Raw genomic sequence first — 14,123 nt, 5'->3', positions numbered from 1 at the left:
CTCCGTTAACCGATCCGAACCGTCGTATCGGTCAGGAATTCATGCTCTGGCACGGGCAGGTTGGCCGGCGCCGGGCCTTTGCGGATACGCCCGGACGTGTCGTAGTGCGACCCATGGCACGGGCAGAACCAGCCGCCGAACTCGCCTTTGGTTTCGCCTTCGGCAGTGCCGGTCGGAATGCAGCCCAGATGGGTGCAGACGCCGACCAGGATCAGCCATTCCGGCCGCGCGGCGCGTTCCGCGTCGCTCTGCGGATCGATCAGATCCTGCGGATCGACCTCGGCAGCCTCGCTGATTTCGGCTTCCGTCCGGTGCCGGATGAACACCGGCTTGCCGCGCCAGAACACCTTGATGGCGGACCCGACCTCGACCTGGCTCAGATCGACCTCGATCGAGGCGAGCGCCAGAACGTCCTTGGACGGGTTCATGCTGTTGATGACGGGCCAGGCGAAAACGCCGGCGCCGACGGCACCGACCCCGACGGCCAGATAGTTCAGGAAATCGCGCCGGCCCGTGCCCTCATCGGCATCATGACCGGACTGTGTCGCTTCCGCCATTTCGAATCCCCTCGAAACTCGTAAAACCCTAGAAAAGCGGGGCTTTCCCCAGCTTTCCACGCTACCATAAATTCTTCGCCGGGAATATCGAGACGGTTTGCGACAACCTGCCGCAAGACGTCACTGTCGGGGTCTGTCCGCGAAGATGCCTTAGGAAACCTCTCCCGTCAGTGCCCCCCGGCACCGCCGCACCGTATACTGCATTGTTGCGCGGAAGAAAAGGTTGCCGACGGCATTGCGAACCGTTCTTAATTGGGGAATTTCAACGATCTGCGCCGGTTGACAGTCCGGCCCGTCGCGCGGTTTATGCGCGCCTGTCGAACGGACGAAACTTTGGATGCGCGCCGACCATGCGGATCGCCCTGAACAACCCGGAAATTCCCCAGAACACGGGCGGTGTTCTGCGCCTGTGTGCTTGTTTCGGCGTACCGCTGGACATTATCGAGCCCTGCGGCTTTCAGATGACCGATGCCAAACTGAAACGCGCGGGCATGGATTACATCGCCAAGGCCCATATGACCGTCCATAAGGATTGGGACGCGTTCCGGGCGGCGCGGGCGGGCCGTCTGGTGCTGGCGACGACGAAGGCCAGCGTCCCGATTTACGATTTCGCCTTTCAGACCGGCGACATTCTGATCTTCGGGTCGGAAAGCAGCGGCGCGCCCGACTATGTCCATGCCGCGGCGGATGCGCGGATCCGGATTCCGATGCGCCCGAACATTCGGTCGTTCAACCTGGCGGTCAGTGCCGGGATCATCCTATCCGAGGCTTTGCGCCAGACCGGCGGGCTTCCCAGTTCGGACGACGGCGTGTAACCCTGCCGCCGGACCAGAAAGAAGACAGAGCATGACCGATAATCTGGACGAGAAGAAAACCCTGGCCGCCGAATGGTTCGCGGCTTTGCGCGACCGGATCTGCGCCGAATTCGAACGGCTGGAGACCGAACTGGCCGACGGCATGCCGCATGCCGACCTGGCGCCGGGCAAGTTCGAGCGCACGACCTGGGAGCGTCCCGACGAATCCGGTGGAGCGGGCGGCGGCGGTCAAGGCGGAGGCGGTCATGGGGGCGGTGGCACCATGGCGGTGATGCGCGGCGGCCGCGTCTTCGAAAAGGTCGGCGTCAATATCTCCAAGGTCGGGGGCACCTTTTCCGACCAGTTCCGCAAGGAGATTCCCGGCGCGGCGGAAAGCGGCGGCGCGTTCTGGGCCAGCGGCGTTTCCCTGGTTGCGCATATGCGCAGTCCCAAAGTGCCCGCGATCCATATGAATACGCGGATGATCGTGACCTCGAAAAGCTGGTTCGGCGGCGGTACGGATTTGAACCCGATGGTCGAAGTGCCGCAGGACACGGCGGATTTCCACGCCGCCCTGAAGCGAACCTGCGATGCCCATGCCTGCGCCGACTATCCGCGCTATAAGGAATGGTGCGACGAGTATTTCTTCATCAAGCATCGCAATCAGGCGCGCGGCGTCGGCGGCATCTTCTTCGACTATCTGGACAGCGGCGACTGGGATGCCGATTTCGCCTTCGTGCGCGGGGTCGGCGAATGCTTCCTGGAAATCTATCCGGCCCTGGTGCGCCGCCATCTGGGCGAGACCTGGACGGCCGAAGATCGTGAATGGCAGCTGCGCAAACGCGGTCTCTATGCGGAATTCAATCTGGTCTATGACCGCGGCACGCGGTTCGGGCTGATGACCGGCGGCAATCCGGAGGCGGTCCTGATGTCGCTGCCGCCGGAAGCGAAATGGCCCTGACCGGCGCGACGATCGACCCGATCAGCTTGCCGGAACAGTCAGACTGGATTCGATGAAATCCAGAATGCGCCGGGTCTGGGTCAGCCGGAAACAGTCCTTGAAGACCGTGCCATGGCTGTCCGTGCCGTCACAGGCGATCCCGTCGATCGTCACGCCGGTCAGCGCGACATAGGTCACGCCCGGAATGTCCCGCAGCCAGGTCATGGCGCGCACCGGCTCGAACCGGTCCTGGTCGAAGCCGAAGATCAGGGCGTTCAGGTTTTCCGCCTGGCCGATGAAATCGGCCTGCCTGTCGCGTTCCCGCTGCCAGGCCTCGACTCGCCGGCCGTGATATCCGGCAAAGGCCGGGGCAAAGGCGATCAGGCCGGCGAATCGCTCTGTGTTATTGCGCTGAACCAGCAGACCGGCCCAGCCGCCTGCCGACTGTCCCATCACGAAGATGCGTTGCGGCGGGAAACCCGATTTGGCGATATGCCGCAGCAACAGGTCCAACTCGTCCGCCCGGCGGACCACTTTGGGGACGCCGTCCCCCTCATCCCGGTGGAAGCCGCCGATCTTTGTTCGGGTGCAGAAGGCGAAAACGGCGAGCCGGTAGCCGCCGACCATGCGCCCGCCCAGTTCCGTCGCCGTGTGCGGGACGTTGATGCCGGGCCGGCTGGTGTCGCAACGATCCGGCTTCCCTTCGCCCTTCGATCCGTTCAGATAGACGATCAGGACATGGGAATCCGGGTCGTCGAACCCGAAAGGCTCTGCCCGGGTGATTCCCGGCGGGACATAGCCCATGAAGCGGCTGCCCACGCCCAGATCCGGACGCGGGCCGGGCGCCGCCAGAAATCCGATCAGGATCAGCGCTGCCGTCAGGGCATAGGCCAGTTCCCTGCGAATCCAGGCTTCCCGGCGTGTCATTCCAGATATCGGATCAAGATCTCATCCGCCCGCATTCCGTAACCGCCACCGAAAAACCAGGCATGCGCCAGCAGCGGTTCCAGATGATACAGCGTCCGGCGCTCCTGAAAGAAGAGCGGATCGACGGGGCGGTGCTCCCGGTAGCGGTCGAAGAAGGCCTCGCCGACGCCGCCGAACAGGGTCAGAAACGCCAGTTCGATCTCCGGATCGGCAAAATAGCAGGCCGGATCGATCAGGGCGGCGACCTTGCGGTCCTTGAACAGGATATTGCCGATCCAAAGGTCGCCATGGATTAGCGATGCGGCCCCGCGTTCCGGGATCCAGTCCTCCAGCCGGGCGCAAAGGCGTTCCAGCCGGGCCAGGCAACCGTCCGGCAGGCGCCCAGCGTCATGGGCCAGCCGGCCCAGAAACATCAGCCGCCGGTCGCGCAGGAACGGGACCCATGTGTCGGACCAGTCGTTCGGCCGTTGCAGGGGGCCGACCGGCGTCGGCCGGTCGAAGCCATAGCGCGGGACGGTCACGGAATGCAGATCCGCGACGATATCCGCCAGGCATTCCTGTTCGGTGGAGGCCGCGACCCCGTCATCGCAGGGTATGAATTCCAGCACCATCAGATCGCGGTCGACGTGATGGACCGCCGGGACCGGCACCTTGCCTGAGGCGCGCAACCGGTCGAGCATGAAGGCCTCGTCCTTCAGCGTCGCCTGCGGCAGGTCGGTCGGCTGGGCCAGCGGGGCCATGGATTTGACGGCGAAGGCGCGGCCGTCCTGGGTTACGATACGAAGGCATTCGGCAATGTTGCCGCCGCTCAATGGGCGGCTCTGCGCGATGGCGGATCCCAGAATGCGTTCCAGCCGGCGTCGCAGATCGGGGGTCACTTGCCGCCTTTCAGCCGCTCCAGCCAGCCGCGGCAGCCCGCCTCGATCAGATCCAGGGAATATTCGTAATCGTCCTCGCCGCCGTAATAGGGGTCGGGCACGTCGCCGCGCCCGACTTGAGGCGCGGGGTCGAGGAACAGGACGATTTCCGCCGTCGCGTCTTCGGGGCGGTTGCGGACCAGATGGGCGATATGGCCTTCGTCCATGGCCAGCATCCAGTCGAAGTCGAAATAATCCTCGCGGCGCAGCGGGCGGGCGCGCAGACCGGAAATGTCATAGCCGCGCGCTTTCGCAGCAACCTGGGCACGCTTGCTGGGCGGTTCCCCCGCATGCCAGTCGGTGGTACCCGCGCTGTCGATTTCGATCCGGTCCGCCAGGCCCTCGGCAATGGCAAGGTGGCGCAACACACCCTCCGCCGACGGGGAACGACAGATGTTGCCGGTGCACACCATCAGGACCCGCGATGCTCGCGATTTTGTCATCAACTGAACCCTCGAACTGTGAAGCGAACCTGGGTAGCATGACCGTGTCATGTCGGAAAGCAATCCAGAGACCTATTCCATCGTTGTGTTGACCGGCGCCGGGATTTCCAAGGAATCCGGATTGTCCACCTTTCGCGATGCGGACGGCATTTGGGCGACGGTGAACATCGACGATGTCGCGACGCCGGAAGCCTATGCCCGCGACCCGGATCGGGTACATGCCTTCTATAACGACCGGCGGCGCGGCCTGACCGATCCGTCGATCAAGCCGAACGCGGCACATGACGCCCTGGCGCGGCTGGAACGCGACTGGCCGGGCGAGGTGCTGATCGTGACCCAGAATATCGACGACCTGCACGAACGCGCCGGCAGCATGAACCTGATCCATATGCATGGCGAATTGCTGAAGGCGCGCTGTGAACGCTGCGGCACGGTCGCGCCCTGGACCCTGGACATGTCGGTGCGGACGGCCTGCCCGTCTTGCGGCCGGAAGGGCGGGATGCGGCCCCATGTGGTCTGGTTCGGCGAAATGCCCTTCATGATGGACACGATCTACGCGGCGCTGGAGAGATGCGGCCTGTTCCTGTCGATCGGGACGTCCGGCAATGTCTATCCCGCCGCCGGCTTCGTCCAGGCGGTGCGCCAGGCCGGTCGCGCCCAGACGGTGGAAATCAATCTGGAACCGTCGGAGGGCGCGACCCTGTTCCACGACACGGTCTATGGACCCGCCACCGAAATGGTGCCCCAGGTCGTCGATCAGATTTTCCGGTATGGCGGCGGATGAGCCTGGAACCGCTGCTGCGCGACGTCCGGGCCTGCACGATCTGCGCCGACCACCTGCCGCTGGGGCCGCGTCCGATCGTGCGGATGTTGCCGACGGCGCGGCTGTTGATCATCGGCCAGGCGCCGGGCACCAAGGTGCATGAAAGCGGCATTCCCTGGAACGACCCGTCCGGCGACCGGCTGCGCGATTGGCTGCAGGTCGACAAGGAAATCTTCTATGACGAAGGCCGCATCGCGATCATGCCGATGGGCTTCTGCTATCCCGGCCGCGATCCGAAAGGCGGGGACAATCCACCCCGGCCGGAATGCGCCCCCGCCTGGCATGAAAAGCTGCTGGCCCATCTGCCCGGCATTGCCCTGACCCTGCTGGTCGGATCCTATGCGCAGAAGCGCTATCTGGGCGCGCGGGCGGGGAAGACCATGACCGACAGCGTGCGCGACTTTCAAACCCATCTGGAAGACGGCTTTCTGCCCCTGCCGCATCCGTCCTGGCGCACCAATGCCTGGCAGCGCAAGAATCCCTGGTTCGACGAAACCGTCCTGCCGGAGTTGCGATCCCGGGTCCGGAAGATTATCGACTGAAGGGTTGTTCCACGTTCCGGAAAGCCCCGATGTCCGATCACCCGGCGGCCCCGCCATCCGCGCCCCTTATGCCCAGCCTTGCCATCCTGCTCAGCTCCGTCCTGTGGGGGCTGTACTGGATTCCGATGCGCCAGATGGAGGCGGAGGGGATCGAAAAGGCCTGGCCGTCCCTGGTCCTGAACGGCGCCGTGCTGCTGTTGTTGTTGCCCATCGCCCTGTGGCGCTGGCGGCGGCTGTTGGACGGGATCGGCGGCATGGCGCTCAGTGGTCTCCTGATGGGGCTCGCGCTCAGCCTTTACGGCATCAGCCTGAACCTGACCGAGGTCGTGCGCGCGATCCTGCTGTTCTATCTGTCGCCGGCCTGGAGCACCGCCATCGGGCTGATCTGGCTGGGGGAGCGGATGACGGCGCGCCGGGCCGGGGCGCTGCTGTTCGGATTCGCCGGGCTGATGGTCGTGCTGGAAGCCGATAGCGGCCTGCCGCTGCCGGAATCGCTGGGCGATTGGATGGCCATCGCGGCGGGGATCGCCTGGTCCGTCGGATCGACCCGCATCTTCGTCGGCCGCAAGGTCCCGACCTTCGAATTATCCTTCTGTTTCGTGATCGGGACCGTTCTGTCCAGCGCGCTTCTGATTGCGGCCTTTCCGGCGGCGGATATCGGCCGCGCGCCCGGACTGGATACGGTGATGGACACGAATGCCGCCTTCTTCCTGCTGGCGATGGCGTTGCTGATCCCGATTTATGTTCTGACCATCTGGGGGGCGAAACGGCTGCCCCCGGCGACGGTCGGCATCCTGCTGTTGGGCGAGATCGTCGTCGCGGTGATTTCCGCCGCATTGTTGCTGCCGGAAGAACCCTTCGGCCCGCGTCAGGCCCTGGGGGCGGCGCTGATCATCGGGGCGGGGGTGATGGAGGTCTTGCCGCGCCGCCGGGCCAAGGCATAATCCCGGGCAAAACAGCAACCGGAGGGGACACGGATGGCCGCACAGGACGCACCCATTCTGATCGTCGGCGGCGGAATCGGCGGCCTGGCGGCGGCGCGGGCACTCGCGCTTACCGGGCGCCGGGTTCATGTATTGGAACAGGGCCGGGCCTTTGGCGAAATCGGCGCCGGGATTCAATTGAGCCCCAATGTCTTCCGCATGTTCGAGCGTCTGGGCATCGAGGATGCGATCCGCGCCGACGCGGTCTTCGTCGACGATATCCGCTTCATGGACAGCCTGACCGGCGAGGCGGTGATGAAGGTCCCGCTGAAACAGCCCTTCGAGGCTCGGTTCGGCAAACCCTATGCCGTCACCCATCGCGGCGATCTGCACACGACCCTTCTGAAATCCTGTCAGGAACTGGACGACCGGATCGTGCTGGAGACCGAAGCCAAGGTAACCGGCTACACCGACCAGGGCGACCGGGTGACGGTCCGGCTTGCGGACGGAACCGCGCGCGAGGGCCGGGCGCTGATCGGCGCCGACGGGCTGTGGTCCAAGATCCGCGCGCAGATGTTGAACGACGGGCCGCCCCGCGTGTCGGGCCATATCGCCTATCGCGCCGTGCTGCCCTATGACCAGGTGCCGGAGAATGTGCGCTGGGATTCCGCCTGCCTGTGGGCCGGGCCGAAAACCCATCTGGTGCATTACCCGTTGCGCCGGAAGGAACTGTTCAACATGGTCGCGGTGTTCCACAGCGACCGCTATGTCGAGGGCTGGGATCTGACCGGCGACCGGGACGAGTTGATGCAGCGGTTCGAAGGCGTCGATCCGCGCCCCGCGAGCCTGCTGTCGCGCATCACCGACTGGCGGTATTGGGTTCTGTGCGACCGCGAGCCGGTGCGGGATTGGTTCCAGGGCAATGTCGCCCTGCTGGGCGACGCCGCACATCCGATGCTGCAGTACTTCGCGCAGGGCGCCTGCATGGCGACGGAGGACGCGGTCTGCCTGGCCGATTTCCTGGAACAGGCCGGCGACGATTTCCCCCGCGCTTTCGAGGCCTATCGCGACGCCCGCTATCTGCGCACCGCGCGAGTGCAGTTGATGGCGCGCCTGTTGGGCGAGATCTATCACGCCGCCGATGTGCGGGCCGATCTGCGCAATCATGTCCTGGGCATGCGCACGCCGGAACAATCCTATGAAGGACTGGCCTGGCTCTATGACGGGCCGTAACGCCTGATCGGAACACCTTTTGCCGAAGGCTTGGATTAAAGACCCCATTCCGTGCGACGCGGGGTATAGTGGCGTCGGGGACGATTTGGGGGATTTCCATGACCGACGATCTGACGCCGGAAGACCGCGCGTTTCTCGACACGATCCGTAAGCGTTTCGATGAAATCGCGGGGGCGGATGCGTCCATCGATCCCAAGGAACTGGGCGCGGCGCTGGGCCTGCGCGACCCCTATTACGCCGGGCGTCTGTTCGCGATGGTCGACCGCGACGGCAGCGGCGAGATCGACACGAATGAATTCATCGCCTTCGCCGAGAAGATCGTGCGGGGCAAGGAAGAGGACCGGCTGCGCTTTGCCTTCGATCTCCACGACCCCGACGACAGCGGCGAGATCGACTGGGATGAGTTGCACCGCATCCTGTCGGCCAGTCTGGCGCAACATGGGGCCAGCCTGCCGGATGTCGCCGTCAACGGGCTGACCGACGCGCTGTTCCGGCGGGCGGATACGGACGGTGATGGCGGCATCGATTTCGCGGAGTTTCAGAGCGTCCTGGACGCCTATCCCAAGCTGAAAACGCAGATGTCGCGTTCCGCGACCGCCATGCTGATGCCGCCCCCGCCGCGCCCGAAGCGCGGGCCGAGCCTGGGCGACCGGTTGCGCATAGTGGGACAGAAGATCGCCAGCAATCGCGCCGCCGCCGTCTTCCTGTTGCTCTATGCCGCCGTCAATGTGGCCCTGTTCGCGAACGCCATGGTCACTTATGCCGATGCCGGGGCGAATATCTATGTCCAGATCGCGCGCGGCGGCGGGGCCTGCCTGAACTTCAACGGCGCGCTGATCCTGATTCCGATGCTGCGGCACCTGCTGACCCGGGTCCGGCATTCGGTCCTGGGTGAGGTCGTGCCGGTCGATCATGCCATTGCCTTCCACAAGCTGGTCGGCCACGCGATGATGGGGTTCGCGGCCCTGCACACCGCCGCGCATCTGGCGAATTACGCGACCCTGGACGGCGGTATCCCGGCCTATCTGCTCGGCACCTCGGCCGGGCTGACGGGCCTGATCCTGATGATCGCCTTTCTGGTCATGTGGATCTGCGCGCTGGATTGGATTCGGCGCAGCGGGAAGTTCGAACTCTTCTACTTCACCCATATGCTCTATCTGGTGTGGTTCGTGCTGGCCCTGCTGCACGGGCCGGTCTTCTGGATCTGGGCCGGTGTGCCGATCCTGGGCTATATCGCGGAACGGCTGATCCGCTTCCGCCATACTCGCCGGGCCTTCCCGGTCAGTGCGGCCGAACCCCTGCCGTCATCGGTGACGCGGTTGGAGGTCAAACTGCCCGACGGCTACAAATATCAGCCGGGCGACTATGTCTTCGTGAAGTACCCGCCGATCTCCAAGCGCGAATGGCACCCGTTCACGGTCACCACCTGTCCGGAAGAAAGCGGGATCCTGTCCGTCCATGTCCGGGGGCTGGGCAACTGGACGAAGCGATTGCACGGCCATGCCAAGGCGCAGCACGCCGATCTGGGCCACGCCTATATCGACGGGCCCTACGGCACGCCCAGCACGCATATCTTCAAATCCGAGGTCGCGGTGCTGATCGGCGCCGGGATCGGCGTCACGCCCTTTGCCGCCATCCTGAAATCCGTCTTCCGCCGCCGCGCCGCCGGCGACACGGATCTGGGGCTGAAGAAGGTTCATTTCGTCTGGATGAACCGCGATCAATACGCGTTCGAATGGTTCTCGGACATGATTTCGGGGCTGGAGGCGGAGGATCCGGACGGCGCGTTGCTGGATGCGCAGGTCTATCTGACCGGGGTGAAGCTGGACGTCACCTCCGCCACGCTGGATGTGGCCATGGATGTCTATCACAGCGAGATCGGCCGCGACCTGTTCACGGGCCTGCGCAACCGCACCAATCTGGACCGCCCGGACTGGCGCGCGATCTTCCGCCGGGTGGCGGAGGAGAACCCCGGCAAACAGGTCGACGTCTATTTCTGCGGCCCGGCCCCGCTGGCGAAAATCCTGGCCGCGACCGCCGCCGATTTCCGCTTCGGCTTCCATAAGGAAAATTTCTAGCCTCCCCGCCCCGGGCGCATCCCTCAGATTGTTGACTTAACCTGCGCAGGACTGCAATTTCCCGCGTTCCCAGCGCGGGATCAGGGCGGTAACCGATCGCCCGACGCGTTTCAGGGCTATTCAGGAAAAAGCGAGAACGAGGAGATGTCTGAGTCCCAATCCGCAGTGATGAACACCTATGCCCGGTCGCCGATCGCGATGGACCGGGGCGAAGGCGTCTATCTGTGGGATACGGACGGGCGACGATATCTCGACTTCTATGCCGGGATCGCCGTGAACGCGCTGGGCCATGCCCATCCGCATCTGGTCAAGGCATTGACCGACCAGGCCGGGAAGCTGTGGCACACGACGAACCTGTATACCATTCCGGACGGTGAGAAACTGGCCCGGCGGCTGACGGAGAAGTCTTTCGCCGACCGCGTGTTCTTCTGCAATTCCGGTGTCGAGGCGCTGGAAGGGCTGATCAAGCTGGCGCGGCGCTATCACGCGGTCGACGGTCATCCGGAAAAGTTCCGGGTCGTAACCGTCGAAGGGGCCTTCCACGGCCGCTCGCTGGCTACCATCGCCGCGGCGAACAACAAGAAGTATCTCGACGGGTTCGGCCCGGCGGTCGAAGGCTTCGACAATGTGCCCTTCGGCAACATGAACGCCCTGCGCGACGCCATCAGCCCGGAAACGGCGGCCATTCTGATCGAACCGATCCAGGGCGAGGGCGGGCTGCGCCCCGGCGCGCTGCAGTATCTGCGTGATCTGCGCGCGGCGGCGGACGAGTTCGGCATCCTGCTGATCCTGGACGAGGTTCAGTCGGGCAACGGCCGAACGGGCAAGATGTGGGCCCATGAATGGGCCGGGATCGAACCGGACGCCATCGCCACGGCCAAGGGCATCGGCGGCGGCTTCCCGATGGGCGCCATCCTGGCGACGGAAAAGGCCGCGCGCGGCCTGACGCCCGGCACGCATGGCACGACCTTCGGCGGCAACCCGCTGGCCATGGCGGTCGGCAATGCCGTGATGGATGTCATCCTGGCCCCGGGATTCCTGGAAGGCGTGGAGAAGGTCGGCGCCTATTTCTGGAACCGTCTGGAAGACCTGATCGCCAAGCATCCGAAGGTTTTCGCCGGTAATCGCGGCGCGGGTCTGATGCAGGGGCTGGTCTGCTCGGCGGACGTCACCAACCTGAAATTCATCGACGCCCTGCGCGACAACGGTCTGCTGACCGTCGGGGCGGGCGAGAATGTCATTCGCCTTCTGCCGCCGCTGATCGTCGAAGAAGCCCATATCGACGAGGCGGTCGCGATCCTGGACAAGACGGCATCGGCCTGGAGCGTGTCCGATGACGCCTAAGCATTTCCTGGATCTCGACAAGTTCGACGAAGCAACCCTGCGCACCATGCTGGATTACGGGAACGCCCATCGCGGCGCCCCGGCCGACGCGCCGAAACCGCTGGCCGGCAAGGCCCTGGCCTGCATCTTCGAAAAGCCGTCGACCCGCACCCGCATCAGCTTCGATGTCGGCATGAAACAGCTCGGAGGCCATGTCGTCGTCATGACCCCGGCGGAGACGCAGCTCGGCCGCGGTGAGACCATCGCCGACACGGCCCGCGTCCTGTCCCGTTATGTCGATGCGATCATGATCCGCACGACGGAAGAAGAGAAGCTGCTGGAACTGGCGGAGCATGCCACCGTTCCGGTCATCAACGGTCTGACCGACCGGACCCATCCCTGTCAGTTGATGGCGGATGTCATGACCTATGAACAGCATCGCGGCTCCATCGCCGGCAAGACGGTGGCCTGGGCCGGCGACGGCAACAACATGGCGACCAGCTGGATCCACGCCGCCGCGCGGTTCAAGTTCAAGCTGCGTATCGCCTGCCCGGAGGAGCTGCAGCCGCCGCGAGACGTCCTGGATTGGGCCGTTGCGGAAGGCTGCGATCTGGAAATCATGCACAATGCCGGACATGCGGTGGAGGGCGCGGATTGCGTCGTCACCGATGTCTGGGTGTCGATGGGCGACAAGGATGCGCCCGTCCGCCACAACTTGCTGCAGCCGTTCCAGGTTGATGAAGCTCTGATGGCAAAAGCGAAAGACGACGCCATATTCATGCACTGCCTGCCCGCCCATCGCGGCGAGGAGGTGACCGCCGGCGTCATCGACGGACCGCAATCCGTGGTCTGGGACGAGGCCGAGAACCGAATGCACGCACAGAAGGGCATCCTTCTGTGGTGCCTCGGCGGAAACTGAAGACCGAAGAACCGGAGCGCCGCCATGGCCGACGAAATCCGCATCCCCGTACCGGGCGACGCGGCAAGCAACCCCGTGACCGACGATGTCGTTCAACCCTTCATGATCGACGCGACGGGATTGCATGGCCGAATGGTCAAGCTGGGCCCATCCGTCGACGCGATCCTGAAGCGTCACGGCTATCCCGACGCCGTCCAGCACCTCCTGGCGGAGATGCTGGCGCTCGGCGCCGGCCTGTCGGCGGCGCTCAAGTTCGACGGTATCTTCACCCTGCAGACCAAGGGTGACGGGCCGGTGCCGATGCTGGTCGCCGATGTCACCAGCGACGGCGTGTTGCGCGGCTATGCCCAGGTAAAAGGCACGGTGCCGCCGCTGCATGAAGTGGTGCAGGCCCCGGTGCCGAAACTGCTGGGCAAGGGCTATCTGGCCTTCACCGTGGATCAGGGCCAGCATATGGAGCGCTATCAGGGCATCGTCGAGCTGGAAGGCGCGACGGTGGAGGAATGCGTCCACCGCTATTTCGCCCAATCGGACCAGTTCGCGTCGGCCGTGAAGCTGGCGGCCGGACGGCGCCCGGACGGCACGATGGGCGCGGCGGCGCTGTTGGTGCAGCGCCTGCCGGATGAAGGCGGCGATCAATCCATCGGCCATGCCGACGAGGATGATTGGCGGCGCGCCTGCATGCTGATGGAAACGGCGACGGGCGAAGAGATGCTGGACCCGTCCCTGCCGCCGAACGACCTCTTGTACCGCCTGTTCCACGAGGATGGCGTGCGGGTCTTCGAACCGCGCCCGATTGTCGAGAAATGCCGCTGTTCGCGCGACCGGATCGAAACCGTTCTGGCATCGATGGAACGGGAGTCGCTGGACGACCTGAAACTGGAGGACGGCACGCTGGAGGTCGTCTGCGAATTCTGTTCGCGCAAGGAAACCTTCACCGACGCGCAATTGGACCAGGCCCGCGCCCAAAAGTCGCCCTAATCGCCAGGCAGGCTGCACCGTTGAAACGGCCCGCGAAGCCGTTTACGCCTATGCCGATCCAATTCACCGTCTATGGAGACGTGTTCATGCTGCGCCGAACGTTCCTTCTTACGTCGCTGGGGGCTCTGGCCGCCTGCGAAACGCCGATCGCCGTGCCGCGCTATGCCGATATCACCTTCCGGCACCGTCCCAAGATCAATCTGGACGTCGCGAAGGTGACGGTCGTGGAGGCCTATCAGGGGCCGGGCGCGCTGCCGAATGTGGAGCATGAATTCCCGATCCCGCCGCAACGCATGGCCCGGAACTGGGCGCGCGACCGGCTGAACGCGGTCGGCAGCAGCGGCGAGGTGGTCTTCACGATCCGCGAAGCGCCGGTCATCGAGGTGCCGCTGGAGAAGAAGGAAGGCCTGACCGGCCTTGTCACCGTCGACCAGGCGGAACGGTACGAGGCCCGTCTGGTGGTTGAAATGCGCGCCGAAAACCCGGCCCTGGGCAATCAGGCCAGCGCCGTCACCTCCGTCGAACGCAAGCGCACCGTGCCGGAAGACATCACGATCAATGAACGCGAAGGCATCTGGTACAAGATGACCGAGGATATGGCCGGCGACCTGGACAAGCAGCTTCAGGATTCGCTGCACCAGTATTTCGGCGCCTTCCTGCGTTAGGCTACAGGCGAACGGTCACCACGCCACGACGGCCACAATTCATGCCGTGTACCTGCGC

Annotated in this window: 15 protein-coding genes; 11 read left to right on the top strand and 4 right to left on the bottom strand. The window is 64.6% G+C overall.

All coding sequences use genetic code 11. From position 1 onward, the window contains the following. Positions 1–5: 5 nt before the first annotated feature. Positions 6–557: a ubiquinol-cytochrome c reductase iron-sulfur subunit gene (gene petA / locus ACO06O_RS17285; RefSeq protein WP_421882549.1), complete on the bottom strand. Its 552-nt coding sequence runs from the start codon at positions 555–557 to the stop codon at positions 6–8. Positions 558–907: 350 nt separating this feature from the next. Here petA and ACO06O_RS17280 point away from each other — a divergent pair, with 350 nt between their 5' ends. Continuing rightward, positions 908–1,372, top strand: a complete 465-nt coding sequence (locus ACO06O_RS17280; RefSeq protein ID WP_421882546.1) for a tRNA (cytidine(34)-2'-O)-methyltransferase — start codon at positions 908–910, stop codon at positions 1,370–1,372. Between the two features lie 31 nt (positions 1,373–1,403). Continuing rightward, positions 1,404–2,312, top strand: coding sequence for an oxygen-dependent coproporphyrinogen oxidase (hemF, locus tag ACO06O_RS17275; RefSeq protein ID WP_421882543.1), 909 nt, complete (start codon positions 1,404–1,406; stop codon positions 2,310–2,312). A 21-nt stretch (positions 2,313–2,333) separates the two neighbouring features. On the opposite strand, the gene ACO06O_RS17270 is transcribed toward hemF, so the two are convergent. The 3 genes from ACO06O_RS17270 to ACO06O_RS17260 are packed head-to-tail and all read right to left on the bottom strand — an operon-like array spanning position 2,334 to position 4,578. Beyond that, positions 2,334–3,218, bottom strand: a complete 885-nt coding sequence (locus ACO06O_RS17270) for a hypothetical protein (RefSeq protein ID WP_421882540.1) — start codon at positions 3,216–3,218, stop codon at positions 2,334–2,336. Then, complete coding sequence (locus tag ACO06O_RS17265) at positions 3,215–4,096, bottom strand: fructosamine kinase family protein (RefSeq protein WP_420418814.1); 882 nt, start codon at positions 4,094–4,096, stop codon at positions 3,215–3,217. Before ACO06O_RS17265 ends, ACO06O_RS17270 begins: the two co-directional genes overlap by 4 nt. Further along, positions 4,093–4,578, bottom strand: a complete 486-nt coding sequence (locus ACO06O_RS17260) for a low molecular weight protein-tyrosine-phosphatase (RefSeq protein ID WP_421882537.1) — start codon at positions 4,576–4,578, stop codon at positions 4,093–4,095. Before ACO06O_RS17260 ends, ACO06O_RS17265 begins: the two co-directional genes overlap by 4 nt. A 49-nt stretch (positions 4,579–4,627) precedes the next feature. On the opposite strand from ACO06O_RS17260, the gene ACO06O_RS17255 reads away from it, so the two are divergent. From ACO06O_RS17255 to ACO06O_RS17215, 9 genes are all read left to right on the top strand, one after another. After that, positions 4,628–5,362, top strand: coding sequence for an NAD-dependent deacylase (locus ACO06O_RS17255; RefSeq protein WP_421882534.1), 735 nt, complete (start codon positions 4,628–4,630; stop codon positions 5,360–5,362). Beyond that, the gene (locus ACO06O_RS17250; RefSeq protein ID WP_421882531.1) at positions 5,359–5,943 is read left to right on the top strand and encodes a uracil-DNA glycosylase family protein; all 585 of its coding nucleotides are present in this window, start codon (positions 5,359–5,361) and stop codon (positions 5,941–5,943) included. The genes ACO06O_RS17255 and ACO06O_RS17250 overlap by 4 nt, the downstream gene beginning before the upstream one ends. A gap of 29 nt (positions 5,944–5,972) precedes the next feature. Further along, a complete protein-coding gene (locus ACO06O_RS17245; RefSeq protein ID WP_421882528.1) occupies positions 5,973–6,887 on the top strand; it encodes a DMT family transporter in 915 nt (304 codons plus the stop codon). 33 nt (positions 6,888–6,920) lie between these two features. Then, on the top strand, positions 6,921–8,099 hold the full coding sequence (locus ACO06O_RS17240) for a 3-hydroxybenzoate 6-monooxygenase (protein WP_421882525.1): 1,179 nt from the start codon (positions 6,921–6,923) through the stop codon (positions 8,097–8,099). Positions 8,100–8,197: 98 nt separating this feature from the next. Continuing rightward, a complete protein-coding gene (locus ACO06O_RS17235) occupies positions 8,198–10,177 on the top strand; it encodes an EF-hand domain-containing protein (protein WP_421882522.1) in 1,980 nt (659 codons plus the stop codon). A gap of 144 nt (positions 10,178–10,321) precedes the next feature. After that, positions 10,322–11,521: an aspartate aminotransferase family protein gene (locus ACO06O_RS17230; protein WP_421882519.1), complete on the top strand. Its 1,200-nt coding sequence runs from the start codon at positions 10,322–10,324 to the stop codon at positions 11,519–11,521. Beyond that, positions 11,511–12,419, top strand: a complete 909-nt coding sequence (gene argF / locus ACO06O_RS17225) for an ornithine carbamoyltransferase (protein WP_421882516.1) — start codon at positions 11,511–11,513, stop codon at positions 12,417–12,419. The genes ACO06O_RS17230 and argF overlap by 11 nt, the downstream gene beginning before the upstream one ends. Positions 12,420–12,443: 24 nt before the next feature. After that, positions 12,444–13,400, top strand: a complete 957-nt coding sequence (locus tag ACO06O_RS17220) for an Hsp33 family molecular chaperone HslO (RefSeq protein ID WP_420418805.1) — start codon at positions 12,444–12,446, stop codon at positions 13,398–13,400. Positions 13,401–13,486: 86 nt separating this feature from the next. Further along, complete coding sequence (locus ACO06O_RS17215; RefSeq protein WP_421882513.1) at positions 13,487–14,065, top strand: hypothetical protein; 579 nt, start codon at positions 13,487–13,489, stop codon at positions 14,063–14,065. The last annotated feature ends 58 nt before the right edge of the window (positions 14,066–14,123 follow it).

This window comes from Pacificispira sp. (genome assembly GCF_965228185.1).
In the GTDB taxonomy this organism is placed as follows: Bacteria; Pseudomonadota; Alphaproteobacteria; order UBA8366; family Aestuariispiraceae; genus Pacificispira.
The sequence above is the reverse complement of the archived record's forward strand: the minus strand, read 5'-3'. Positions and strand labels throughout refer to the sequence as shown.